The 22323-nt window shown below is 59.8% G+C and carries 32 protein-coding genes and 1 tRNA gene; 27 read left to right on the forward strand and 6 right to left on the reverse strand.

Annotation, left to right across the window (positions count from 1 at the left end):
• Positions 1-16 precede the first annotated feature (16 nt).
• The 3 genes from CIT26_RS11830 to CIT26_RS11840 all read left to right on the forward strand — a co-directional run bounded on the left by CIT26_RS11830 (position 17) and on the right by CIT26_RS11840 (position 2539).
• Positions 17-526, forward strand: coding sequence for a superoxide dismutase family protein (locus CIT26_RS11830; protein ID WP_095492775.1), 510 nt, complete (start codon positions 17-19; stop codon positions 524-526).
• Between the two features lie 199 nt (positions 527-725).
• On the forward strand, positions 726-1736 hold the full coding sequence (locus CIT26_RS11835) for an ATP-binding cassette domain-containing protein (RefSeq protein WP_095492776.1): 1011 nt from the start codon (positions 726-728) through the stop codon (positions 1734-1736).
• On the forward strand, positions 1733-2539 hold the full coding sequence (locus CIT26_RS11840) for an ABC transporter permease (RefSeq protein ID WP_095492736.1): 807 nt from the start codon (positions 1733-1735) through the stop codon (positions 2537-2539). The genes CIT26_RS11835 and CIT26_RS11840 overlap by 4 nt, the downstream gene beginning before the upstream one ends.
• 69 nt (positions 2540-2608) lie before the next feature.
• Here CIT26_RS11840 and CIT26_RS11845 read toward each other — a convergent pair whose 3' ends face one another.
• From CIT26_RS11845 to CIT26_RS11855, 4 genes are all read right to left on the reverse strand, one after another.
• Complete coding sequence (locus CIT26_RS11845; protein ID WP_095492737.1) at positions 2609-3058, reverse strand: hypothetical protein; 450 nt, start codon at positions 3056-3058, stop codon at positions 2609-2611.
• 16 nt (positions 3059-3074) lie between these two features.
• Positions 3075-3170: transfer RNA gene (locus tag CIT26_RS36555), tRNA-Sec, on the reverse strand.
• 69 nt (positions 3171-3239) lie between these two features.
• A complete protein-coding gene (locus CIT26_RS11850; RefSeq protein ID WP_245319370.1) occupies positions 3240-4253 on the reverse strand; it encodes a site-specific integrase in 1014 nt (337 codons plus the stop codon).
• Between the two features lie 149 nt (positions 4254-4402).
• Positions 4403-5164 (reverse strand): DUF924 family protein, encoded by a 762-nt coding sequence (locus tag CIT26_RS11855; protein ID WP_095492739.1) that lies wholly within the window; start codon positions 5162-5164, stop codon positions 4403-4405.
• A 120-nt stretch (positions 5165-5284) separates the two neighbouring features.
• On the opposite strand from CIT26_RS11855, the gene CIT26_RS11860 reads away from it, so the two are divergent.
• The 20 genes from CIT26_RS11860 to CIT26_RS11960 all read left to right on the forward strand — a co-directional run bounded on the left by CIT26_RS11860 (position 5285) and on the right by CIT26_RS11960 (position 18374).
• Positions 5285-5494 (forward strand): hypothetical protein, encoded by a 210-nt coding sequence (locus CIT26_RS11860; protein ID WP_167391373.1) that lies wholly within the window; start codon positions 5285-5287, stop codon positions 5492-5494.
• Positions 5491-5697, forward strand: a complete 207-nt coding sequence (locus CIT26_RS11865; protein ID WP_143747831.1) for a hypothetical protein — start codon at positions 5491-5493, stop codon at positions 5695-5697. Before CIT26_RS11860 ends, CIT26_RS11865 begins: the two co-directional genes overlap by 4 nt.
• Positions 5694-7139, forward strand: coding sequence for a replicative DNA helicase (locus tag CIT26_RS11870; protein WP_245319371.1), 1446 nt, complete (start codon positions 5694-5696; stop codon positions 7137-7139). The genes CIT26_RS11865 and CIT26_RS11870 overlap by 4 nt, the downstream gene beginning before the upstream one ends.
• The gene (locus tag CIT26_RS11875; protein ID WP_095492742.1) at positions 7139-8044 is read left to right on the forward strand and encodes a hypothetical protein; all 906 of its coding nucleotides are present in this window, start codon (positions 7139-7141) and stop codon (positions 8042-8044) included. The genes CIT26_RS11870 and CIT26_RS11875 overlap by 1 nt, the downstream gene beginning before the upstream one ends.
• Positions 8041-8706, forward strand: a complete 666-nt coding sequence (locus CIT26_RS11880) for a hypothetical protein (RefSeq protein ID WP_095492743.1) — start codon at positions 8041-8043, stop codon at positions 8704-8706. Before CIT26_RS11875 ends, CIT26_RS11880 begins: the two co-directional genes overlap by 4 nt.
• Complete coding sequence (locus CIT26_RS11885; protein WP_095492744.1) at positions 8703-9563, forward strand: hypothetical protein; 861 nt, start codon at positions 8703-8705, stop codon at positions 9561-9563. The genes CIT26_RS11880 and CIT26_RS11885 overlap by 4 nt, the downstream gene beginning before the upstream one ends.
• Complete coding sequence (locus CIT26_RS11890; RefSeq protein WP_095492745.1) at positions 9560-9964, forward strand: hypothetical protein; 405 nt, start codon at positions 9560-9562, stop codon at positions 9962-9964. The genes CIT26_RS11885 and CIT26_RS11890 overlap by 4 nt, the downstream gene beginning before the upstream one ends.
• Entirely contained in the window at positions 9961-10353 is a 393-nt protein-coding gene (locus tag CIT26_RS11895) for a hypothetical protein (protein ID WP_095492746.1), read from the forward strand. Before CIT26_RS11890 ends, CIT26_RS11895 begins: the two co-directional genes overlap by 4 nt.
• Positions 10346-10570, forward strand: coding sequence for a hypothetical protein (locus CIT26_RS11900; protein WP_095492747.1), 225 nt, complete (start codon positions 10346-10348; stop codon positions 10568-10570). The genes CIT26_RS11895 and CIT26_RS11900 overlap by 8 nt, the downstream gene beginning before the upstream one ends.
• Positions 10563-10751 (forward strand): hypothetical protein, encoded by a 189-nt coding sequence (locus CIT26_RS11905; protein WP_095492748.1) that lies wholly within the window; start codon positions 10563-10565, stop codon positions 10749-10751. The genes CIT26_RS11900 and CIT26_RS11905 overlap by 8 nt, the downstream gene beginning before the upstream one ends.
• Positions 10735-11208, forward strand: coding sequence for a terminase small subunit-like protein (locus CIT26_RS11910; RefSeq protein WP_095492749.1), 474 nt, complete (start codon positions 10735-10737; stop codon positions 11206-11208). Before CIT26_RS11905 ends, CIT26_RS11910 begins: the two co-directional genes overlap by 17 nt.
• On the forward strand, positions 11186-12610 hold the full coding sequence (locus CIT26_RS11915; RefSeq protein ID WP_095492750.1) for a hypothetical protein: 1425 nt from the start codon (positions 11186-11188) through the stop codon (positions 12608-12610). Before CIT26_RS11910 ends, CIT26_RS11915 begins: the two co-directional genes overlap by 23 nt.
• A gap of 368 nt (positions 12611-12978) precedes the next feature.
• A complete protein-coding gene (locus CIT26_RS11920; protein ID WP_167391374.1) occupies positions 12979-14070 on the forward strand; it encodes a hypothetical protein in 1092 nt (363 codons plus the stop codon).
• 9 nt (positions 14071-14079) lie between these two features.
• A complete protein-coding gene (locus tag CIT26_RS11925; protein ID WP_095492752.1) occupies positions 14080-14700 on the forward strand; it encodes a lysozyme in 621 nt (206 codons plus the stop codon).
• Positions 14701-14702: 2 nt separating this feature from the next.
• On the forward strand, positions 14703-14915 hold the full coding sequence (locus CIT26_RS11930; protein WP_095492753.1) for a hypothetical protein: 213 nt from the start codon (positions 14703-14705) through the stop codon (positions 14913-14915).
• Positions 14915-15178 (forward strand): hypothetical protein, encoded by a 264-nt coding sequence (locus tag CIT26_RS11935; RefSeq protein ID WP_095492754.1) that lies wholly within the window; start codon positions 14915-14917, stop codon positions 15176-15178. Before CIT26_RS11930 ends, CIT26_RS11935 begins: the two co-directional genes overlap by 1 nt.
• On the forward strand, positions 15163-15366 hold the full coding sequence (locus CIT26_RS11940; RefSeq protein WP_095492755.1) for a hypothetical protein: 204 nt from the start codon (positions 15163-15165) through the stop codon (positions 15364-15366). The genes CIT26_RS11935 and CIT26_RS11940 overlap by 16 nt, the downstream gene beginning before the upstream one ends.
• Positions 15366-15692, forward strand: coding sequence for a hypothetical protein (locus CIT26_RS11945; RefSeq protein WP_095492756.1), 327 nt, complete (start codon positions 15366-15368; stop codon positions 15690-15692). The genes CIT26_RS11940 and CIT26_RS11945 overlap by 1 nt, the downstream gene beginning before the upstream one ends.
• Positions 15693-16322: 630 nt before the next feature.
• Positions 16323-17081, forward strand: a complete 759-nt coding sequence (locus CIT26_RS11955; protein ID WP_095492758.1) for a hypothetical protein — start codon at positions 16323-16325, stop codon at positions 17079-17081.
• A gap of 441 nt (positions 17082-17522) precedes the next feature.
• On the forward strand, positions 17523-18374 hold the full coding sequence (locus tag CIT26_RS11960) for an ATP-dependent DNA ligase (protein WP_245319372.1): 852 nt from the start codon (positions 17523-17525) through the stop codon (positions 18372-18374).
• 1 nt (position 18375) lies between these two features.
• On the opposite strand, the gene CIT26_RS11965 is transcribed toward CIT26_RS11960, so the two are convergent.
• Entirely contained in the window at positions 18376-18612 is a 237-nt protein-coding gene (locus CIT26_RS11965) for a hypothetical protein (RefSeq protein WP_342587009.1), read from the reverse strand.
• A 36-nt stretch (positions 18613-18648) separates the two neighbouring features.
• Here CIT26_RS11965 and CIT26_RS36560 point away from each other — a divergent pair, with 36 nt between their 5' ends.
• A complete protein-coding gene (locus tag CIT26_RS36560; RefSeq protein ID WP_167391375.1) occupies positions 18649-18801 on the forward strand; it encodes a hypothetical protein in 153 nt (50 codons plus the stop codon).
• Between the two features lie 276 nt (positions 18802-19077).
• Here the strand turns inward: CIT26_RS36560 and CIT26_RS37540 are convergent, their stop codons facing one another.
• Positions 19078-19296: a hypothetical protein gene (locus CIT26_RS37540; RefSeq protein ID WP_245319373.1), complete on the reverse strand. Its 219-nt coding sequence runs from the start codon at positions 19294-19296 to the stop codon at positions 19078-19080.
• Between CIT26_RS37540 and CIT26_RS11970 the strand changes: the two genes are divergently transcribed.
• The 3 genes from CIT26_RS11970 to CIT26_RS11980 form a co-directional block, all read left to right on the forward strand.
• Complete coding sequence (locus CIT26_RS11970) at positions 19279-21237, forward strand: hypothetical protein (protein WP_245319375.1); 1959 nt, start codon at positions 19279-19281, stop codon at positions 21235-21237. The genes CIT26_RS37540 and CIT26_RS11970 overlap by 18 nt on opposite strands.
• Positions 21234-21473 carry a spike base protein, RCAP_Rcc01079 family gene (locus CIT26_RS11975; RefSeq protein ID WP_095492761.1) on the forward strand — a complete coding sequence of 80 codons (240 nt, stop codon included), beginning with the start codon at positions 21234-21236 and terminating at the stop codon, positions 21471-21473. The genes CIT26_RS11970 and CIT26_RS11975 overlap by 4 nt, the downstream gene beginning before the upstream one ends.
• A gap of 1 nt (position 21474) precedes the next feature.
• A partial coding sequence (locus tag CIT26_RS11980; RefSeq protein WP_206072754.1) for a hypothetical protein occupies positions 21475-22323 on the forward strand: 849 nt, incomplete at its 3' end.

The raw sequence follows: 22323 nt of genomic DNA on the forward strand, positions 1-22323 counted from the left end.
ACCGGAGGCCGAGTCGATGAAAAGATTGGTTGCAACAACAGGGTTGGCGCTGGCGGTCGCGATGCCTGCAGCGGCTCAGGACACCGCGACCGCGAAAGCCGAATTCGTCAACATGGCCGGCGAGAAGAATGGCACGGCCACGCTGACCGAGACGGCGCAGGGCGTGCTGATAGCGTTGGAGGTAACAGGACTGCCTCCGGGCGAATGGGTCGCGTTCCATGTTCATGAAACCGGAAAGTGCGACCATCAGACCGGCCATGACTCGGCCGGTGGGCACTTCAATCCGACGAATGCCGAACATGGATACCTCACTGGAAAAGGCCCGCACGCGGGCGATATGCCAAATCAGCGGGTCGGCGCCGACGGCGTTTTGCGTGCCCAGGCTTTCAACAGCATGGTCAAGCTGGATGGTGGAGAAACGGCGATACGAGGCAAGGCATTGATGATCCACGGCGGACAGGACGACTACAAAAGCCAGCCTGCCGGTGATGCCGGAAATCGTCAGGCCTGCGCCGTGATCGAGTGAGAAACCCCAAGATGATTAGAGACCTGTCCAACATATGATCGGACCGGCTTTTCAACCTCGGCGGCCAGGTAGTGGTACGTCGTCGGAGCCTCTGGCACTAGGAGAAGCCAGACGGTAAGTTCGTGCGCCTGCAGAGGAATTGACGACGCAGCCATCGCGCCGAAGCTGGCCTTTCATTTTGCGACTGCCGGATGATTGCATGAACGATACTTCTCCTATGGGTGTGCCCTCCACGGGTCTTGCCCAGTCAGCCATTTCCGCCCGCGGCCTGGTCAAGACGTTCGGCAAGCTGCGCGCCGTCGATGGTATCGATCTCGATGTGCCGCGCGGCATGATTTTCGCCATCCTGGGTCCGAACGGTGCCGGCAAGACAACGCTGATGCGCATGCTCGCGACGCTGTCGCGCCCCGACGCCGGCTCTGCGACCGTGATGGGGCACGATCTCGTGCAGGCCCCGCATGCGGTCCGTGCGGCAATCGCCATGACCGGGCAGTTCGCTTCGCTCGACGAGGACTTGACGGGCCGGGAGAACCTCGTCCTGCTCGCCCGACTCTGGGGTTTTCGCGGTCGCGCCGCGAAAGCCCGTTCGGACGACCTGCTCGCGGCTTTCGGCTTGTCCGAAGCGGCGACGAAGCAGGTGAGGGATTATTCGGGTGGCATGCGAAGGCGGCTCGACATAGCCGCCTCGCTGGTCATCACACCGGGCGTGCTGTTCCTTGACGAGCCGACTACAGGCCTCGATCCAAACGCCCGCAAGGATGTCTGGGGCATGATCCGCGGCCTCGCCGAGGCCGGCGTCACCATCCTGCTCACCACGCAATATCTCGAAGAGGCCGATCAACTTGCAGCGCGCATCGCCGTCATCGACCACGGCAGGAAGATCGCCGAGGGTACCAGCCGCGAATTGAAGGCGGCCACCGGCTCCGGTTTTCTCCATGTCGCGCTCGCCGATGTCGCACGGCTGGACCAAGCGGCGACCATTCTGGAACGCCGGCTGGAGCACCCTGTCCAACGCAGCGCCGAAGGCGCGGAACTCTCCGTCCTTGCCGGCACAGCGAAGGCCGCCAACGAGGCGCTGGCCGAACTGGTCGCCGCCGGCATCGAGCTGTCGGATTTCTCCATGGGCCAACCCAGTCTCGAGGAGGTCTTCTTCGCGCTGACGGGCCAGCCAGGCCTCGGTGAAAGCCGGAAGGGAGGCGACAAGCCATGATCGACTCGACATCCCTGCAGCGGCTGCAAAGCGTCGCCCGACCTAAGACCCCATCAGCCCTTTCCAACGCGCTGGTCTTCGGATGGCGCGCGGTGCTGAAATTCAAGCATGTGCCGGAGCAGCTCTTCGATCTGGTGATGACTCCGATCATGTTCACCCTGCTCTTCACCTTCGTCTTCGGCGGTGCGCTCGCCGGTTCGCCTGGCGAATACCTGCAGTTCTTCCTACCCGGCATCCTCGTACAAACCGTGGTGTTCAACGCAGTCTATTCGGGCATGGGTTTGTCGACCGACCTCGGCAAGGGCTTATTCGACCGCTTCCGATCGCTGCCGATCTGGTCGCTGTCTCCGTTCGCCGGCCTGATGGTGGGTGACATCCTGCGGCATTTGATTGCCGCCTCGATCATTCTCACCATCGGGCTGATCCTCGGCTACCGGCCTGAGGCAGGCATCCTCGGCGTGCTTGCCGCCTTCGCCATGCTGATCGCCATCGGGTTCGGCATGGGCTGGGTATTCATCGTGCTCGGCCTGCTGATCCGCACGCCAACCACGGTGATGACGCTCGGCTTTACCTTCCTGTTCCCGCTCGTCTTCGCCTCCAACATCATGGTCGACCCCGGCACCATGCCGGACTGGCTGCGGGCCATCGTCGAAGTCAATCCAGTGTCGCTGATGACGACGGCGCTGCGCGGGCTGATGGCTGGCGGGGCGACGCTCGGTCAGGTCGTCCTCGCGCTGATTGCGCCGGTGGCGCTCACCGCGATCCTGGCGCCGACGACACTATGGCTGTATCTCAGAAGGTGAGAGGAGCCAAACGGTCGCGGTCCTGATCGCCTGAGCGTCAACAATGCGCCCAGGATGGACCTGCGCTTCTTAAAAGTCGACGCGAGGCGTGTCCTGCATCTGGCGCTCGAACACGAGCCAGAAGGGCGATCCCCGGGTTTCGGCATACCAACGCTCGAAACCCGCCAGGGCCTCAGGAATGTCGTTAGCGGATTCCTCTTTGTCCGAGGCCCGGAATATCGCCAGTACAACCTGGCCGAAACGCGCAATCACCTCCGAACGCGCTTCGCTGTCGGAATTCCAGCCGAGTCGCGTGCGCAGCGTGGCGAAGGCGCTGGCGACGGCTATCTCCTCACTCTCGGCCGATGCCATGGCCTCGGCGATCGCCTGCATGAGATTGAGCCGCCTGAAGGCGAAGGCGCGCTCTTGTTCGAGCGCAGCTATCCGGACTGCAGCTTCCCGCCGGAAACGGCCTTCGGCGACCTTGGCGGCCTCGGCCGCTGACTTGAGCTCAACGAGAAAGCGGGTTGTCACCGTCATCGCGCCTTTGCGAGAGTGGCGGAAGAGAGTGGGAGTCGAACCCACCAAGGACCGGCTCGCGGCCCCTCCCGGATTTGAAGTCCGGACGCCCCACCGGGGACGATGCTCCTCCAACTATTTGAAATAACTTCATTTTCTTCGTTTTGCCACGGTATCAAAAACGACGTTTGCTACCGGATTGCTACCCAATGGGTTTTAGCGCGCGCTGAATCGCCTCGTCAACGCGCTCGGCGGCGTCAGCCTGCATGCCCGGCATCACATGGCTGTAAAGGTCCAGCGTGATGCCGATCGACGAATGCCCAAGCCGCTCGCTCGCAATCTTCGGATGGACGCCGGATGACAGCATCTGCGACGCGTGAGTGTGCCGCAAGTCATGGAATCGGATCCTGGGCAGGGCGCTGCGCTGGATGATTTTATTTTTCGTCCACTCGCGCGTGAGTGAACGGGGCTGGAGGGCGCTGCCGTCGATCTGGGCGACGACGAAACTGTCTGGCCCCGGTCGAATGCCAAGCCGCAACTGTTCCTCAGCCTGCCGGGCGCGATGCGCCTTCAGTTCGGTAATGACGGTCGAAGACAGGGCAATGGTCCGCGCGCGACCGGACTTCGGTTCCTTGTAGCGAACATCTCCCGCGTCTGTTTGTTCGGCGCTCTCGACCACGGACAGTTGGCGAAGATTGTCGCCAAGCTCGACATTGCGCCAACGCAGGGCGATGATCTCGCCGCGGCGCAGCCCGCACATGACAGCCAGCAGCACAGGCACGAATAGGCGCGACGGTCTGAGTGCGTCGAGCAGGGCGCCAGTCTGCGCGGCGTCATAGACAGTCATCCGCTTGCGCTCGACCTTGGGCGGGGTCGTGGCCCTAGCCGGATTTTTGGCCAACCGCTCCCACGTGACAGCTTGCTCTAAGGCTTTGATCAGCGCTCGCCGCATATGATGGACCGTGTGCGGCGAAAGCCCGCCTGTGCCGTCACTCCGGCCTGACCGAAGGGCCTTGGTGAAAGCAGCATCAATGCGGTCCGTCTTCAGCTTCGCCAGCACAACGTCGCCCATCAGCGGGACGATGTTCTTGCGGCACAGTTCGGTATAGCGCTCCAGCGTCTTCGGCGCGACCGACGGCTTGATGAAGGCAATCCATTCGTCGAGGAATTGCGCGACGGTCTGCTTCGTGGGCTCGACGTAGTTGCCGCTCTTCAATTCGGTGATGAGGCGAGCGCATTCCTCTTCGGCCTTCCGTTTCGATGTGGTTTCGAAAGTGTGCCACTTGCGGCGGCGCTTGCCGGCCGCATCGTAGATATCGAGAACGATTGCCCATTTGCCGGGTGAGCGCTCTTTGACGTGGCCTTTCATTTCGGTTCTCCTCCGTATTTTGTTTTGTAGAGCCGGCGCAACCGGGTCCCCCATCCCGACTGGTCCCAGAAGGGCGGCGGGATACCATACCGCTCGGCAAAGGCTTGCGGGTCCGCCGCCTCTTCTTCAGACAGTTGTTGGATCTGGGCAGCGATATAGTTTTCCTGCTCGTCGTCCGAGAGTGCTTCGTATCGTGCTACTTCCTCTGGCGTGTCCTCGCGGTGGTAGAGGATCCCGAGGAATCGATTTTGGCGTCGTATCTCGTTCCGTCGCTCGATCTCCTCCACGTGTTCACGGGCCGCTTCCACATGCTTTTCAGACTTTCGCAAGCCGCCCTTCAGCGTCCGCGACTGCACGATGTCGCCGATCATGTTGTACAGCGTGACAACCAAGTGGTGGATGGCGAGAACACCCTCGGAGGCGACTTCTCCGTGGTCGCTCGCCAACGTGAAGATGTCATTTATTTCGTCTTGGCCGAACAGCAGGTCTTTGTTGTCGGGTCTTACGAGCCGCCGCCATACAGCGTGCAGATCGACCGACTGGTTTGCTAGGACCTTTGTACCATCGCTCGAAAGATCGACGATTTGCTCAAGCTCGTTGTCGATTAGCAGCCCGAGCTGACAGAGACGCCGAATCGCTTCCGACTTGCTCTGAATGCGGTTCTGATGCTGCCACTCCTCGATGGCTTCCAGTTCCTCAGCACTGATCACCATCTGCAAGCGCTCGCTGTCGCCCTTGCCAAGCTTCGGTCTCGCCATGTCGTTTCCCACAGTTTGATGTGAAAAATACACACAAAACGGTTGCAGGCAAGACAAAACAGGACTAGGACAGTTTCCTACACATGTTTGGTATCTTTATGATGAATGGAAACGGAACAGATGACACTCGACGAAGCGCTCTCTCATGCCACCGTGTCTGTCCCTGACGCGGGCAGGCTGTTTTTCAACCTTGCTCGCAATGCATCATACGATGCCGCCAAACGTGGCGACATTCAAACGATCAAGATCGGCGGGAAGATGGTGGTGCCGGTGGCGCCGATAGCCGCCCAGCTCGGACTCCAATTTAAGGCGGCGGGGAGGGCGGCTTGAGCACACAAGTGAGCCAGATCGACGACGACATGAACGCCGAACAAGAGCGCGCCTTTTTCGAATGGCGCGACCTTCGCAATAAGGCAGCAGCTACCGGCGACATGGCCGACGCTCACGCCGCCGGCAAGGCCTTCGGCGCGTTCTTCTACGCCTATGTCGCCAACACCTATCGCCCCGCACCAAACACAGGGCATCGGCCTTGAGCGCAGCGTCGCAGACCATCCCCGACGCTGCATACGTTCCGGAAATCGAACAGGACGTGCTTGGCACGCTTCTGTTCGGTGGCGACTTCCGCAAGGTGATGAGCTTTCTCCGGGAAGACCATTTCGTCCCTGATATCCACCGCATGCTTTTCCGGGCGATCCGCGCTGCACATGAACAGTACGGCTCGACGACCATGCCAATCGTCTCCCGACTTTTGCCGGAAGATGCCAAAATCCTATTCATTCAAAAGACTGATCAGTCTCCATCAGCCTATATGGCAGATCTTGCTTCGTCGATCGTCGCCGGCCCCGCAGGACTGGAGCGAGGCGGCAAGGCTGTCGTGGCTCAATGGGCGAGGTTGAAGACGGCCGAGGTCGGAAAGCTCCTACGGGAAACCGCGCACGACGCAACGTCTGACACGAAGGTAACCATCCAGTCGGTATCGTCGGACCTGGACACGATTGCCGCCGAGTTGCGCGCCGGTCCCCGTCGCAAGTCGCGGGTGACGTTGGCGGAAGCCGCGGTCGGCGCCTTTGCCGAGATCGAGGAAGCCCAGCAGCGCGGCAACGGTCTTACTGGCGTCACGTGGGGCCTGACAGACGTTAACCGCGCCACAGGTGGCATCCAGCGCGGCGAAATGACCGTCATTGGTGCCCGCCCATCCATGGGCAAGACCGCTGTCGGATTGTCGGTGGCTATCAGGACTGCGAAGAGCGGCGCCGGGACCGGTTTCATATCCCTTGAAATGGGAGCGAAGCGGCTGGCGATGCGGGCTCTAACCGATATCGCTTATGATTGGGGCATCCAGATTGCCTACAGCAACTTGATCACCGGCAGGGTGGAGCCGGGCGAGATCGACACATTGAAATCCGCATGCCGAGACCTCGACACGCTGCCGTTGTGGATTGAGGAGCAACCTGGCCTGTCGATGACTGACGTTCGGGTCAAGACCGAACGCATGATGGAGAGCGCCGAAGCTGTCGGCTGTCCGCTTGGTGTCCTCTTCGTAGACTACCTCCAACTCATCCGCCCGTCTGCTCGCTACCAGGGCAACCGCAACAACGAGATCACCGAGATTTCCGGCGGGCTTCGCGAACTGGCGCGGGAATACAACTTGGGTGTCGTCGCGCTTTCGCAGCTCAGCCGCAACATCGAAAGCCGCGCCATGAACGAGCGCAGGCCGATGATGTCGGATCTCCGCGATAGTGGCGCGATCGAGCAGGATGCGGACACCATCATCTTCCTGTTTCGAGAAGCCTATTACCTCGAAAAGGAAAAGGGCAAGGACGCCGAAGCGGAAGTCAACCGCGTCTCGCGGCTCTCCGACGTTCAAAACAAGCTGGAATTCATCATCGGCAAGCAGCGCAACGGGCCGGTCAAGACGATTGACCTGTTCGTCGACATCGCCTGTTCCGCCGTTCGCAATGCAGCGAGGCTCTAATGTCGAGAATCCGCACCATCAAACCAGAGTTTTTCAAGCACGAAGAGCTATTCGACGCGGAGGTGGAAACTGGCTTGCCGCTTCGCCTGTCGTTTGCCGGTCTATGGACACAGTGCGACCGGGAAGGCCGCTTTGTGTGGCGTCCTCGCCAGTTGAAGGCGGACATACTTCCTTACGATGATGTCGATTTTTCACGCGTGCTCGACGCGTTGGCCACGCGTGGTTTCATCGTGAAATACGCGTCGGCGGACCGGTCTTTCGGGTACGTCCCGTCATGGAACCGGCACCAGGTCATAAACAACCGGGAAAGCGCCAGTAGTTTACCTAACCCTATTGATATCATTGCAAAAACTGACGCGTCCGCCACGCGTCATCCACGCGTGAGGCACGACGGTAAAGTGGAAGGGAAGGGAAAGGAAGGGAAAGAAGAACCTAACGGTTCTTTGTCCGGAACAAGTCCGGACCCCGCACAAAGACCGAAAGCAAAAAGCAACTACTCGGAAGCCTTCGAAGCATTCTGGCTTGCCTATCCTCGATCACCGAACATGTCCAAGGTGAAGGCGTTCGATGGATGGAAGAAGCTCACTGAGCCAGAGCGGAAGGCTTGTCACGACGCCGTGTCGGCCTATCGGTCTTTCCTCGCCTCGAAACCCGACCATCCGACGATGCACGCGGCGACGTTCATCAATGAGCGGAGGTTCGAGGGCTTCGCCGCCGGCATCGCCACCACTGCAGCAGATGAGGACGCGCAATGGCCGAAGCGCCTAGCGTACGCCCGAAGCAACAAAACTTGGTCGACATCCATGTGGGGGCCTGGGCCGGGACAGCGCGGCTGTCGCGTCCCCACTGATCTACTCAACGAAAGCGACGGCGATGGCTGGCGCGAATGGGAGCAAGCAGCATGAGCAGGATCAAGATCCCGCAAGCGAAAGCAGTCATATTTTGGAATGATGATCCGCGCGACCTAAAGAAGGTGCGCGTCATGTCGGCCGAAGATCCGGCTACTAATTGGGCGGGAGGCGGATATGAAAATTGCATAGGTGCATGCGCGTCAGAATGGCTGAGCGGGCCGGAAGCAACTCCACGAGGAGTGTTCGATGAATTCATGTCGAGTCCCTTGATGGTCGCGGCTGACAAGACGTTGGCGACAGACGTTCGGGGTGATTGGCTTCTGGAATTTATTAAGATTGAAGGTTGCGAATGGGCCGGCCAGGAACTCGAATCGATGAACTGTTTTCCGGGAGAAGACGAACGCGAGATACATCAAGAAGCTGTAATCGCATGGGATGCGCTGGCTGAGCTTTCTAACGAACTATCCGAGCTCCTATCGGCCAAGATCAGCGCGGTCCCCAGCCAAGCGTATGGGGATTTTTACGGGCTTGTTCATTCAGAATTTGAAGTGCTCGGGCAAGGTTCCCCGGCATGGCTTCAGCATCTTATGGCGGCGACAAATGCCGACACCGACCGCCGGGTAAGGCTCGCCGAACGAATTGAACTGTTCGCGCAGCGACACGGACTCACCATCGAAGGCGCAACAACTATTCTCCTGCGGGGCACTCAACTATGAGCACGCCTGCCAACCCACTTCGCCGCATTGAACCGGTTTCGATCTCGGGACTGAAGCCAAAGGCGCCCGCGACCGGCCAGCCCATCATGGAATACGTCAACCCGCGCAGCCTCTACATTGACCCGGCCTATCAGCGGTCGATCGGCGAGCGCGGCTTGCGCCAGATCCGGAAAATCATCGAGCATTTCGACTGGTCGAAGTTCAAGCTTCCGACTTGCTGCTATTCGGAAAACCATGCCGGTGAGACCGTCTTGTTCGTTCTCGACGGGCAGCATACTGCCATCGCATGCGCCTCGCATCCGCACATCGACACGATCCCTGTCCAGATCGTCGAGGCCGCGACGGTCGAAGCGCAAGCTGCTGCCTTCATCGGCCTGAACACTGAACGGCTTGGCGTCACCTCGTTGCAGCTCCACCAGGCTGCGGTCGCGGCCGGCGACAAGGCGGCGCTGAAAGTCGTCGAGGTCTGTCAACGCGCTACCGTGTCCATCCTTCGTGGCACTCCTGGAAGCGGCAAATTCAAATCCCATGAGACTGTCGCCGTTCAGGCGATCGGCGGGCTGATCGCCCGACGCGGTGAAGAAATGGCCGGTCGGGTGCTGGATGTTCTGTCGCGCGCACAACTGGCGCCCATCACGGGGCCACATATCAAGGCGGTCGACCTGCTGCTGACCGACGAGGAATATTGCCAGAGCATCGACGATTCTGAGTTGGTTACGGCGATCATCAGCCTGAAGACGACCGGCGAGGATGAAGCCAAGGTGTTCGCCGCGGCGCACAAGGTTCCGATCTGGAAGGCGTTGGCGATCACATGGTTCAAGAAATGCCGCAAGCGCCGGCTGAAGGCGGTCGCATGACGGTCGTTGGAGCGCCTGACGGTGCCGGCTGGGTGGTGGTTTCGGGCGGGGAAACCCTCGCCGGGCCTTTCCCAACAAACGCCGAAGCCTGGCGCGCGGCTGACCGATTGGAAGGCTCGCCCATGTCGCCGGCAGAAAAGCGAGCCGACTGGATTTCGAACAAAATCCTGTCGAGCGGGCCGATGCCGGTCGTCCCGAAGAAGAAGACCAGGCGTGAGCGCAAGCAAGCCAAAGCCGCGGCGAAGGCTCCTCGCTGGGTCCGCGACATCGCAGCGGCAAAGTTCGATCCGCTTGGCAACCGCCAGCATCGGGAATGGCAGCTTGGGACGTTCGGCCCGGCATCGCCAGTGCGAAGGATTGACCCAGCTGACTATGTGGCGGGGAGGCCGACCAGCAAATGAAGCAACATCGATCCGGACACCGCGCCTCGCTGCCATTCCATGCCTTCAGCAGTTTCAACAAGAAGGGCGGGATGGTGGACCGGCGCGTTGAACGACAGCGAAACCGCGCGCTCGACATGTATCAGGAGATGTCGACCTACGAGAACATTGCGGAGTGTCTAGACATTTCGGTGACGACAGTCGTCCAGTACGTCGCGCGAGCTCGACAAAAGGGCGATGTCCGCGCCAATCGACCGTTTAAGCATCGCGGCCGGTTGCAGGCTTTGCAGCGGCGGAAAGCCATCCGCGAAATGAAGGCGCTGGGCATGTCGGCTCGAGAAATCGCCAAGCAGCTCGGCATCAACGTCCGGCTCGTCCAGATCAGGCTGAAGGAGTCCGGCAATGGGTAAGCTCCCGGAAGGCAAACCAATCGTAAAGGGCAGCCCGGTCTATGCGGCAATCGTCGCCGACCAGAAGACGCTTTGCCCTGACGCTCCGGTCGACATCCTCGACCAGGCCATGTCCGAATGGGAACAATATCCAGACGGCACGCTGTCACCGATTTACCGTCGATTCCTTCTCCGGGCGTCGGTTCATGATTTGATGAAGAGGCGAGCCAATGGGTGACCGTCAAAAACTCGTCGCCCGATCGGCGTCGGAAAAAACAGAGGATTGGCCGTTCTGGTTCATCGCCGACGAGGCGGGCCGGAACGTCCTGACAGATGGTCGCGGGTACGGCGGCAAGTTCGACACGCGCGGAGAATGCGAGCGGCGGGAAAGGGACGCATCCAATGGCGCGGCCAAGTAGCTTCACCCAAGAGATAGCCGACGCGATTTGTGAAAAGCTTGCGGACGGGCGAAGCCTGCGGTCGATCTGTGAGGCTGACGACATGCCACATGTTGCGACAGTATGCCGATGGCTTGCCGATGAGCGGCGGGCTGAGTTTCGCGAACAATACGTGCGCGCACGCGAGATCCAGGCAGACGCTCTCTTTGAGCAGGCGTTGGACATCGCTGATACCCCGGTGGAGGGGATCAAAACCAAGGTGACTTCGGACGGTAAGACCGAAGAGATGCGCGGCGATATGATCGAGCACAGGCGGCTACAGGTTGAAACCCGAAAGTGGATGGTTGGTAAGATGGCGCCAAAGAAGTATGGCGACAAACTTGCGCTGACAGACGGCGAGGGCGGCCCGCTGGTCGTCCAGGTGCTGAAGCTCGCGGATCAGGAAGCGAAGGCTGATGCCGACAATCCAGCTACCTAACGCCGGCTGGCGTCCTCGCTGGTATCAGAAGAAGGCATGGGACACATGGGAGCAGGGCTGTAAGCGCCAGCTCTTGTTCTGGCACCGCCGCGCCGGCAAGGACGAAATCAACCTGAACATGCATGCCGTGTCTGCCCATGAGCGGCCCGGAACCTACTGGCACATGCTGCCTGAGGCCGCCCAGGCACGCAAAGCGATCTGGAACGCGGTCAACCCGCACACTGGCAAGCGCCGGCTGTTCGAGGCCTTTCCTGAGCCTCTAATCGAGAACATGAACGACAATGAAATGTTCATCCGGTTCAAGATTGGGTCAACTTTTCAGGTGGTCGGCTCGGACAACTTCAACAGCCTGGTTGGATCGCCACCGGTTGGAATTACCTTTTCGGAATGGGCATTAGCGAAGCCGGCGGCGTGGGCGTACCTGTCGCCGATCCTTGAAGAGAACGGCGGTTGGGCCTCATTCATCACCACACCGCGCGGCAACAACCATGCGAAATCGATGCTCGACGAGGTGAAGAAGGACGCGTTCGATCGGGTGACGAATCCGGCTGGCTGGTTTTGGGAAGTCCTTCCGGTGTCGGTCACGGAAGCGATGACAGCCGAGGGCATCGACAAGCAGCGCAAGATTTACGTCGGCCTGTTCGGGCAAGAAACTGCTGATCTGCTGATTGATCAGGAATTCTATTGCTCGTTCGCGGGCGCGCTGGTCGGGTCGTATTGGGGCGCCGAAGTTGCCAGGGCAGAGCGTGAGGGCCGCATTGGTCGGCCGATCGCGGTCAATCCGGCGTATCCAGTTCACACTGTGTGGGATCTGGGCAAGGCGTCCAACAACCCGATCTGGTGTTTCCAGGTCATCGACGGTACGCCCATCATCGTCGATTTCTATCTGCCGGACAGTGAAGACCTCGCCGACTGGTGCAAGTGGCTCGACGACCAGGGCTACAAGGGCAACGACTACGTTCCGCATGACATCATGCACCCGCAATGGGGAACGGCTCGAACCCGCCTGCAAACGCTGAAGGATCACGGTCGCAAGCCGAAGATGGTTGGCATAGCCAGCTTTGCTGATGGCGTGAATGCCGGCCGGCAGACGATCAAGCTGGCGCGTTTCGCGGACAACGAGCGGGTGGCCGATGGCATCGAGGGCCTGAAGGCATTCCGCCGCGAGTGGGACGACGACAAGAAATGTTTCCGTGACGTGCCCGTGAAGAACTGGGCCGAACACTATGCGTCCGCGTTCCGCTATCTAGGTCTCGCATGGCGTGAAGCTATCGTGGCGGTGGTGAAGCCAGCGGGCGATCCAGGCACTTACGAGGCCCGACCAGATGGATCGATCCGCAGCAATCAGACCGTCAAGGAGGCGGTTGATGCAATGGTCAGGCGGCGCCGGGCAGCACGTTAGAAGCTATTTCCTGAAGATCCGACGGACTAAGCAAGCTGCTGCTGATGCGGCCAACTAGGCCTCCTCAATTTTGAGGAGACCCCCTATGGACCAGACCACAATTCAAACGGCTTATCTTTTCGTGATGCTCCAATCACGGTGTCGCCAATCAACGGATTGGAGCGGCGATGCCTCGCGCTGGTGGAATATACTCAGCCCCTCCGGGCACGACCGCAGCACCGAACACGACGATCGAGAGCGCAAAATACAATGCCCTCGTCGCCGATCTTGTCGATGATGCCAACACCGCCCGGCCTGTCACGGCGGGCGGATCGGGCTCGACGACCGCAGTCGGCGGCAATGACAATTTCAATACCTACAGCTCGGACATGCTGTCGGCCGCGACGGTCAATCTCGCAAATGCCACAGGGACCATCGTCAACATCACTGGAACGGTCACGATTACCGCGCTGGGAACGGTTGCAGCCGGTGCTGAACGGGTCTTGATCTTTGCCGGGATACTGACACTCACGCACAACTCCTCAAGCTTGATATTGCCGACGGGAGCGAACATCACCACCGCGGCCGGCGACGTGGCGACAATGCGCTCCAAGGGTGGCGGCAACTGGGTCTGCGTCGGCTACCAGCGCGCCAACGGCAAGCCGCTGGTCGTCAATGTCGACGACACCTTTATCGTCACCAATACCGATGCCGGCGCCGCTGCCGCGCCAGTTGTGGACGCTTACCGCAATTCGGCATCCCCCGCCGCTTCCGACGCGATTGGCCTGTTCAATCTCACCGGCAAGGACAGCGCTGACAATAAGACGACTTACGCTGCTTTGGCCGGAACAATTCTTGATCCGACGAACGGCTCTGAAGACGGTCGCGCCGCTCTGAGGACCATTGTCGCCGGAACTGAGGCTGATCGGCTGCGCGTCGAAGTGGGCGTCTATACCCCAAACGCGACCGGAGGCGACAAGGGCGCCGATACGATCAACACCAAGGCTGTCTATATCGACGGAGCCCGTCTTGGTGGCGCCCCGGATGCTATCCTCGAAGATCAGAAGGCGTCCACCACAGACGGCGGGACGTTTACCAATGGCGCTTGGCGCACCCGCGATCTGAACACAGAAGTGCGGGACGCTTCAGCGCTCGTCTCTTTAGCTGCAAATGCGTTCACTCCGACTGTGGATGGGTGGGTAGAATGGTCGGCGCCCGCGAACGATGTCGCTGCGCATCAAACAAGGCTGTTCAACGTCACTGATACCACCGTGGCCGGTGTCGGCTCGTCCGAGCGATGCCCTGGATCTTCCGACGTGACAACGAGGTCATGCGGGGGAGCGCCAGTTGTTGCCGGCAAAGCTTACCGCGTCGAACATCTGTGCAGTAGCACAATAGCCACCTTTGGGTTTGGTCGGGCGTGTGGCTTCGCCACTACGGTGGAAGTTTTCACCCGCGTTCAGTTCTGGCGGACGGCATAGGAGGCTATCATGAAAACCAGTTCAGCAGGACGGGCAGCAATCGCGCGCCGCGAAGGCAACGTGCTGACTGCCTATCTCGATAGCGTCGGCGTCTGGACGATCGGCGTTGGCCATACCTCCGTTGCCGGTCCTCCGAAGGTTAGCAAGGGCCTGAAGATCACCGCTGCGCAGTCCGACGAGATTTTGCAGCGGGATCTGGCGGGCGTCGAGGCGTCTGTTTCAGCCATGGTGAAAGTGCCGCTCAATCAGAGCGAATTCGACGCGCTGGTTTCACTGGTCTTCAACATCGGGGCTGGCGGGTTCAAGGGGTCGTCTGTGCTGAGAAACCTCAACGCCGGCAATCGCCGGGGTGCGGCCGATTCCATGCTGGCGTGGAACAAGGGAACGATCGGCGGCAAGAAGGTGGTTCTGAAGGGGTTGGCCAATCGCCGGGCTGACGAGCGAGCGCAATTCCTGTCGGGTGCCCCGGTAGCAGCCTCGCCAACGCCCGCGAAGCCAATTCCGGCTCCACAGCCACCCATCGCGCCAAAACCGCCTCTAGTGGCTCCTGTGCCGCCCGAGTACCCGGAACGCAATTGGCTGTGGGCAGCGCTTTTCGCCATTCTGAAATGGATATTCGGAAGGAAATGACCATGTGGACCCGCATCAAGAGCTATTTCTCAGACAGCGAAACCATTTTTTGGGCGCGACTTCAGGCGGCGCTCGGTGTCGTCGCCGCGGTCGTCACGTATGTTGACCCGCACGTTCTTGCGCCGATCATTCCGGGGGAGTGGTTCCCCTGGTTCCTCGTCGTCAACGGGGTGCTGACTGAGTTCCTTCGCCGTCGCCGCGCTGAGGATTTGTGATGTTCGGCGCGATACTCGGCGCCATCCTCGGCAACAAGACCATCATGGCTCTCTTCGCCGCGGTCGTTGGCGGGCTCAGCCTGTATGTCGCTGGCGGCATCAACCGGGCCAAGAAGGAAGCTGCAAAGCAGGCGGCGGGAAAACTCGCTGCCGCTGAAGACCGCCTCGAAATGGACCGGGAGGCTACGGCGGCCGAACGCCACGCCGCCGGCATGACCGACGATGCAGCGCGCAAGGAGGCAGAGCAATGGGCAAAGCGCTAGTCCTCTGCCTGGTGCTCGCCGGCTGCACGACAACACCGCCGATCGGCAACCCGCGTGAAGTCTGGTGCGACCACAATCAACCGCGCCGGCCGTTGCTCGCGGTCGTTCAAGTGATGAGCCGTGCCGAGCTTGACGAGATGAACACCCACAACGCTCGGGGCACCAGGTGGTGCGGCTGGAGACCATGATGCAAGAAATGTTCGATCTGCTTGGCATCAAAGGCCCGGTGGTCGCTGCTGGCCTTGCCGGTGGCGTTCTCAGGGCTTTGTCGCGACATCGGTACAAAGTTCGCGAAATGGTGGCGTCGCCGATCTGCGGCGCGCTGGCGGCGGCTTATCTGACATTGCCGGTGGTGTCTTATTTCAAGGCGACTGGTCTGCCTGTTCCTTCACCGGATGATGACACGACGACGCTGGCCGCGGCGTTCCTGATTGGTGTGTCGGCAATGTGGATTTCGGATGTCCTGTTCGAGTTCATCGTGCGGAAGTTGAAGCCGACCGCGGAAGAGCGCTAGCTTTGCCTGCTAAGCGAGAGGACGCGGGTTCGAGTCCCGCCCACTCTCTCTTAATTTCCAGAGGACTCGGATTCCCGCTTAAGCTGTGCTCTAAGCACGGCTGAATGGTTGATCTACCCCCAGACATTGTAGCGCTAGTCGCAGAAGAAAAGTCCCTCATCCGGTCTCCGGTCTGGGATACAAAATCCGACGATAGATACTATGTTTTCTCTGTTCCGCTGGTGATAACCAGTGACGGCACATCGAACTTTCAGTTGCGGGTCAAGACTTCAAAGCGCTTTGTCGATCGGGACGCCATAGTCCAACTAGAGTTCGCCCCAAGCGACAAGAGGGTAACGCCTCTGTGGAGGATAGAATGGCGGGCCTTCGGCCTACACACCAACAAGCTGTGGGGACCACCAGGATTTGAATTGGCCGTGGTCAAGCTTACTCATGAGCATCGCTTTGATGACAATTGGCACTCGCCCGAGCACAGGATGCGTATCGGGAACCTTCCGGCGGCGCGGCCAATAAATCGTGATCCAAATACCTTATCCGAGTTCCTTGCTTTCTGCGGACAAAGCTTTAGAATCAAAGACATACGTCGCATAGAGCCGCCGTTAATCACTCAGGACATATTCTGGACGCGAGATGATTGATTTCGCAAGGAAAATTCCGAATACGAAAGAGGCGATTGGTGAAGCCATTCGCGGGATGGTCAATGCTGACCATTTTTTCGGCGGGTCTATAGTCACCATGCCGGTCCTCTATCCAAGCGGCACAACGGTCGCGCTTGAAGTCACCCGTCAGGGTGACAAATGCCTCGTTTCAGATCGTGGTGGCGGTTGGCAAGAAGCGGACATGATGGGGGCCACGAGATATTTTAAGAAGGAAGCTAATCGCGTCGCTGAGGCTTCTGGAATCCGTTTCGATGGCCACGACATGTTCGTTGCCGAAGTAGCGCCCGCAGCCCTGCAAGGGGCAATGATGGTGGTTGCGAATTGCTCACAGGAAGCCACGGCCTTTGCCGCCTATCGGATGGCAGAGAGATCTGAAAGCGATGCGAAGGATATTCTGTTCGCACGACTTTCAGCCATTTTTGGTGCAACCGACGTGGCTAAGGACGCAGAGCTTGTAGGTGCATCCAATCATACTTGGAAGGTATCCGTCCTAGTGACTGGCAGGCCGCATCTCGGACTATTCGAGCCGGTGATGAATAAATATATTTCGGTCGTGGGAACCGCCGCGAAATTTCACGATTTCTCACGGCTTGAACACCCGCCTTCCCGTATCGCAGTAGTAAAATCGCGGGAAGATATCGGCGATTTTTATGGAGTTGTGGCTTCTGCCTCTACTCGCGTCGTAGAGCAATCGGCATCCAACGAACAGTTTCTAAGGCTAGTCGCATGATCAGTCTGTCAAAGGCTTTGAAAGAGGACCGATTGGAAGAGTTCATCCGCCCAAGAGCCGCTGGCGGCGGGGGGCTTCCAACTGCCGGTTGGTAGACGCACGCCGCCGACGAGCATAGGTTTCTACGATCCGTGCACCGGGCACACCCATCCCCCGCCCACACCCCGTGCCTGGTGAACGACTGATCGCCCGCCGTGCCGAAAGGTGCGGTGGGCTTTTTTCGTTTGGAACAAAGGATTGAGACGACAGTTTGTGCTTTTGCAGCATGTTCTCGCAGACCAATGCTGTAAGATCGGATCCTCCCACCGATCACTGCCCGCGTCCTTCCCCGGGAGCGCGGGCGCTTTTTTATTAGCGGAACCGAATTCATCAAAGTTTATTGATTCGGGTCTGTTGCGTGGGGTTTGTATGATCGGGGCGAGGCTGGCGTTTATTCCTCCAATGGAGCCGAAGCTGGTCGCCAAGCCGCCAGAAGGCGGGGACTGGATTCACGAGATCAAGCTGGACGGCTACCGCGTGCAGGTCGTCATCAACAGCCCCGAGGATATTCAAGTTTTCACCAAATCCGGCGCTGACTGGACCACCAAGTTCACCGGCATCGTCGAAGCCGCGCGCGAGCTCGGGGTCGAGAATGCCATCATCGACGGCGAGGCTGTCGTTCCCAACGGGGCAGGGCTGCCCGACTTTAACGCGCTCCAGAAAGCCGTCCATAACGATCCCTATGCGATGATCATGGGCGCGTTCGATGTTTTGCATCTCGAGGGCCACGATCTGCGCGACATCAGCTGCAAGGGCCGGCGGGAGATGCTCTACGGCATCATCAAGCCGAACAGCCGGATCCAGTTTAGCGAGTCTCTACCCGGTGATGCCAAGGCAATTTTCTACCTCGCCGACCAGGCCGGTCTCGAGGGGATCGTCTCCAAGCGCGCCGACAGCAAATATCGAAGCGGCCCGACGACGAACTGGCTGAAGACCAAGAGCTGGACGGTCGACGAGTTCGAACTGCTTGGCGTCGAGCGGGAGCAGGGCAAAGCCGCCTTCGCGTTGCTGGCGGAGCCAGGCACCCGCAACTATGTCGGATCCGCCTTCATTACCTTGGGCCGGGACATGAAGGAGCGGTTGTGGAAGCGGGTCCAGGAACACGCCGGCCCCCCGCCAAAGGCTGTGAACATGAAGAAACGGCCGGCTACGCAGTGGGTCGGGCCAGGGGTGAAACTGCGCGTCAAGCATCTGCGCGGCGACCACAGCCACATACGCCATGCGTCGCTGCTCGGCTTTAGCGATGAGGAATAGCTCAGTCGGCGAACAGGAACTTTGAGCCTGTCGTCACCATCCAGTTCGCCCGGTCGATATGGCTGCGGACAGCGTTGCGGGCGCGCACCGGTTCAAGAGCCGGATCGATGCCAAGGATGAGGTCTGCCATCTCCTCTATGCTGGCATTGTCGGCGCAGGCGTCGAGGATCTGCAGATAGACCCTGAAATTCTCTTTGTCGTAAACCGTAATGGAGTCCGACCACGGGACTTCTTCCATGATTCCAGGCTTCATGACGAACTAGCTCGCTGGTGAATGGCGCTGCTGTACCACCGGATGATTGGCGCGGGATTGGCAATCGTCAAGAGCCAGAGCTATATCGACCGGATGGCGAAAGGCTGGACACTAAGGCGAGGGCAGGGCGCTGACTGCGCGTTGGGCATGACGCTTGCGCTGCGCCGTAACTGATCACCGCGCGGAAGCCGCTTCGGGTCTCGTTTCGCTTATTTCGTTCCTGCAAACGGCTTATCTTTTCGCTAACCGGCCTTGCATCGTGCCGCCATGGCCAAGGCAGACAAGCGCACCCCGGAAGAGCAGAAGCAGGGAAAGGCCCTTCGCGACGAGGGCTCCAAATGGCTTGCCCGTGTCGATGCCGCGTCGAAGCTCGAAAAGCAGTGGTTGGACGACGCGGAAAAGGCAATCAAAGCCTTCACTGGCGAAACGTCGAGCCGCGACTACACTACGTCAACATCGCTGGGCACGACCTACGATTTCAATATTCTCTACGCGAACGTCGAAACCATCGTGCCGGCGGTCATCAACAGCCCGCCAGCGCCGGACGTGCGCCGCCGATTTGCGGATGAAGACCCGGCCGGCAAGGACGTGGCCGAAATCATCGAGCGATCGATAAAGGTTCAGGTCGACGATTCGAAGCTTCAGGTCGAGTTGGAGGGCGAGGCGCAAGACGCCTTCCTGGCTGGTCGCGGCGTGGTCAGGCTCCGGTTCAAGAGCGACTTCGTAAAGGACGCCAACGATGAACTCGCCAAAGACGTGGCCGCCGACCCTGTGGCCGATGCGCCATCGTATGACGGCGTATCCCCGGGTGATGATAACGGCGACGATGCCGAAGCCGGCGGCGATGCCGATCCTGCAACAGCAGCCCAGCAGCCTGCCGAACGCCTCGCCAACGAACGCATTGAGTTTGAGGCTGTAAGCTGGCGCGATTTCCGCCATGGTCCGGCCAAGCGCTGGAGCGATTGCCCGTGGATGTCGTTCCGTTTCGTCGTCTCGCGAGAGAACGAAGATACGGCGTTCGATTCCGCCATGATCGGGATGCAGACGAGCGACCAGGAAAAGAAGGCTCGCGGAGAATCTGACAATGATCTGACCGGCTGGGAAATCTGGTGCAAGACCAGCCGCAAGGTCTATTTCGTCGACGATACCGGCGTGGTCCTGAAAACGGTCAACGACCCGCTGGGCCTCACAGACTTCTTCCCGATCGCAACGCCAGTCCAGCCGATCGAACTTACTGGCCGCCTGATGCCGGTCAACCCGTTCTCGATTTATTCGAAACTGGCCGACGAGTTGGACCTGACGACCAAGCGCATCAACGTCATCACCAACCATATGAAAGTCAAAGGCTGGTATTCGGGCGATGCCGGCGACATTGCCAACATGCTGGCGGCCGATGACACGGAATTTGTGCCGATCGGCAATGCGGACATCTGGGCGGCCAATGGCGGGCTCGCTGGAGCGGTCGCGTTCTGGCCTGTGGAAAAGTTCATCCTCGTTCTTCGCGAGCTGTACAACGCCCGCGAACAGACCAAGCAGGCCATTTACGAAATCACCGGGATTTCGGACATCGTTCGCGGTGCCTCCCAGGCAAGCGAGACGCTTGGCGCCCAGCAGATCAAGACACAGTGGGGCTCGCTGCGCATCCAGAAGATGCAACGCATGATGGAGCGCGGCGCGCGCGACCTGTTCGTGATGATGTCCGAAATCATACCCGCGAAGTTTTCACACGAAACGCTCCAGCAGATGACCGGCGTCCAGATCATCCCGACGCAACAGGATCTCACTCCCATTCAGCCGCCGCCGCCTCCTCCGCAGGGCGCTCAACTCCCGCCCGAGACGATGCAGCAGTATCAGCAGGCGGTGCAGGCTTCCCAGATGGCGGAGAAGGCACGGCAGGCCAAGCTGGCGCGGATGCAAAGCGTTCAACAGCTTCTCACCCAGAAGCTTTCGGCCATGTACCGCATCGATGTCGAGAGCGATTCGACCGTGAAGGCCGACCTGTCGCGGCAGAAAGCCGAAGCGGCGGAATTCCTCCAGGCGGCCGGTGCCTATTGGGCCGCAGTCGGGCCGCTCGTCCAGCAGGGTGCCCTATCGAAAGAGGTTGCGGTGGAAATCTTCGCCGCGAACTCGCGCCTATTCAACCTCGGCAAGTCGGTTGAGGACACGCTTGAAAAGATGGTCACCGATGCCAAGGCGAAAGCCGCACAGCCTGAGACACCAAAGCCTAGCCCCGAGCAACAAAAGGCAGAAGCGGAAGCGAAGGCGAAGGAGCAGGAAACCGCCGCCAAGGCGCAGCAGTCTCAGGCCGATGCGCAGGCCAAGGAACGGGAAATGGCCATGAGAGAGGCCGCGGAGGTTCGCAAGGGCGAGCGCCAGGCGGCGGCCGATCAGCGCAAGATCGAACTGGAGCGCGAACTGGCAGCAATCACCATGCGGATCAAGGAAGCGGATCTGCAAATCAAGGAAATCGAGCTCGATCTGAAGCGGCAGGAAGCGGCGCTCACTCTGCACGCTAAACAGCAGGAAACAGCGCTGAAGCTCTCGGCACAGCAGCAATCGAACGATTTGAAGGCCGAACAGGCCGCGCAGAACGGAAAGGCAAAGCAATGAGCTACGTTGAAGCAGCGTCCGCGAAGGACGGTTTTGCGGTCACCCCAAGTGATTCCACGGCGATCAAGGCCGATGCGCTCTATGTCGGCGTGACCGGCAATGTCGCGGTGGTGACGTGGCGCGACACGACATTGACCTTCGTTGGCGTGCCGGCGGGCACGGTCATACCGATTACCTGCAAGAAGGTGATGTCCACCAACACGACGGCAACCAGCATCGTTGGGTTGAAGTACTAACATGGCGATGAGCCTTGGCCCTCTCGGACTTGGCCTGACCAGCCCATTGGTAGGGCAGAGAGGGTCGCCGTCCCAAGCTGCGGCGCGTTTCGGATCGCGCACTGACGGCATTGTCCTGAGTTTCGTAGACGACACGTTCTACGCCACCACAGGCTATTACGGCTCCGCTCGGGTCAAGGATATCGCAACCCCGGCGAACAACTACAACAGCCATCCATTTGGATTGCTGACCTACACCAGCCCGACCGTGAAGATGGTCAGAGGCTCGAACGGCCTCTATCGCTACCAGAAGCACAACCTGTTCCTGAACTCCGGCGCCCCGGTCACGCAAAGCATAACCACGCTGGCCAACGCCACCTATCAGGTGCTTGTCACCGGGTCCGGCACGGTTACGCTGACGAATGCAGGCACGGGTGTTGCATCTGCCGGGTCGCCAGTGTCGTTCACCGCGTCGTCTGGAACGCTGACATGCACCGTAGCGGGCGGGCCGACAACGGTTCAAGTCGTCCGGACGCCGGTTGAGGCGGGCTATGTCGCTACCACGGCAGCGAGGCTTTTCGATCTTCCATACGAATGGGATGAATTCGGCAATCTTCTGGGTATCCTGACAGAAGACCAGCGTGTCAATTTGGCCCTGTGGGGATCTGATCTTACCAATGCGGTTTGGGTCAAAACGAATATCACTGCAGCCAAGACGGCGACCGGCATTACCGGCGTGGCAAATAGCGCGACGACACTGACAGCGACCGCCGCTAACGGAACTGCCCTGCAGTCCATAACGAGCGCATCGGCGTCGCGGATAACCTATTGCTGGATCAAGCGCCGCACCGGCACCGGCACGGTGGAGATG

The sequence above is a fragment of the Mesorhizobium temperatum genome, from assembly GCF_002284575.1.
GTDB classification, from domain to species: domain Bacteria; phylum Pseudomonadota; class Alphaproteobacteria; order Rhizobiales; family Rhizobiaceae; genus Mesorhizobium; species Mesorhizobium temperatum.

Coding starts and splice junctions, on each gene's coding strand:
- CIT26_RS11830 (WP_095492775.1), top strand. CDS start 17: ATGAAAAGATTGGTTGCAACAACAGGGTTGGCGCTGGCGGTCGCGATG.
- CIT26_RS11835 (WP_095492776.1), top strand. CDS start 726: ATGAACGATACTTCTCCTATGGGTGTGCCCTCCACGGGTCTTGCCCAG.
- CIT26_RS11840 (WP_095492736.1), top strand. CDS start 1,733: ATGATCGACTCGACATCCCTGCAGCGGCTGCAAAGCGTCGCCCGACCT.
- CIT26_RS11845 (WP_095492737.1), bottom strand. CDS start 3,058: ATGACGGTGACAACCCGCTTTCTCGTTGAGCTCAAGTCAGCGGCCGAG.
- CIT26_RS11855 (WP_095492739.1), bottom strand. CDS start 5,164: ATGGCGAGACCGAAGCTTGGCAAGGGCGACAGCGAGCGCTTGCAGATG.
- CIT26_RS11860 (WP_167391373.1), top strand. CDS start 5,285: ATGACACTCGACGAAGCGCTCTCTCATGCCACCGTGTCTGTCCCTGAC.
- CIT26_RS11875 (WP_095492742.1), top strand. CDS start 7,139: ATGTCGAGAATCCGCACCATCAAACCAGAGTTTTTCAAGCACGAAGAG.
- CIT26_RS11880 (WP_095492743.1), top strand. CDS start 8,041: ATGAGCAGGATCAAGATCCCGCAAGCGAAAGCAGTCATATTTTGGAAT.
- CIT26_RS11885 (WP_095492744.1), top strand. CDS start 8,703: ATGAGCACGCCTGCCAACCCACTTCGCCGCATTGAACCGGTTTCGATC.
- CIT26_RS11890 (WP_095492745.1), top strand. CDS start 9,560: ATGACGGTCGTTGGAGCGCCTGACGGTGCCGGCTGGGTGGTGGTTTCG.
- CIT26_RS11895 (WP_095492746.1), top strand. CDS start 9,961: ATGAAGCAACATCGATCCGGACACCGCGCCTCGCTGCCATTCCATGCC.
- CIT26_RS11900 (WP_095492747.1), top strand. CDS start 10,346: ATGGGTAAGCTCCCGGAAGGCAAACCAATCGTAAAGGGCAGCCCGGTC.
- CIT26_RS11905 (WP_095492748.1), top strand. CDS start 10,563: ATGGGTGACCGTCAAAAACTCGTCGCCCGATCGGCGTCGGAAAAAACA.
- CIT26_RS11910 (WP_095492749.1), top strand. CDS start 10,735: ATGGCGCGGCCAAGTAGCTTCACCCAAGAGATAGCCGACGCGATTTGT.
- CIT26_RS11915 (WP_095492750.1), top strand. CDS start 11,186: ATGCCGACAATCCAGCTACCTAACGCCGGCTGGCGTCCTCGCTGGTAT.
- CIT26_RS11920 (WP_167391374.1), top strand. CDS start 12,979: ATGCTGTCGGCCGCGACGGTCAATCTCGCAAATGCCACAGGGACCATC.
- CIT26_RS11925 (WP_095492752.1), top strand. CDS start 14,080: ATGAAAACCAGTTCAGCAGGACGGGCAGCAATCGCGCGCCGCGAAGGC.
- CIT26_RS11930 (WP_095492753.1), top strand. CDS start 14,703: ATGTGGACCCGCATCAAGAGCTATTTCTCAGACAGCGAAACCATTTTT.
- CIT26_RS11935 (WP_095492754.1), top strand. CDS start 14,915: ATGTTCGGCGCGATACTCGGCGCCATCCTCGGCAACAAGACCATCATG.
- CIT26_RS11940 (WP_095492755.1), top strand. CDS start 15,163: ATGGGCAAAGCGCTAGTCCTCTGCCTGGTGCTCGCCGGCTGCACGACA.
- CIT26_RS11945 (WP_095492756.1), top strand. CDS start 15,366: ATGCAAGAAATGTTCGATCTGCTTGGCATCAAAGGCCCGGTGGTCGCT.
- CIT26_RS11955 (WP_095492758.1), top strand. CDS start 16,323: ATGATTGATTTCGCAAGGAAAATTCCGAATACGAAAGAGGCGATTGGT.
- CIT26_RS11960 (WP_245319372.1), top strand. CDS start 17,523: ATGGAGCCGAAGCTGGTCGCCAAGCCGCCAGAAGGCGGGGACTGGATT.
- CIT26_RS11965 (WP_342587009.1), bottom strand. CDS start 18,612: ATGGAAGAAGTCCCGTGGTCGGACTCCATTACGGTTTACGACAAAGAG.
- CIT26_RS36560 (WP_167391375.1), top strand. CDS start 18,649: ATGGCGCTGCTGTACCACCGGATGATTGGCGCGGGATTGGCAATCGTC.
- CIT26_RS11975 (WP_095492761.1), top strand. CDS start 21,234: ATGAGCTACGTTGAAGCAGCGTCCGCGAAGGACGGTTTTGCGGTCACC.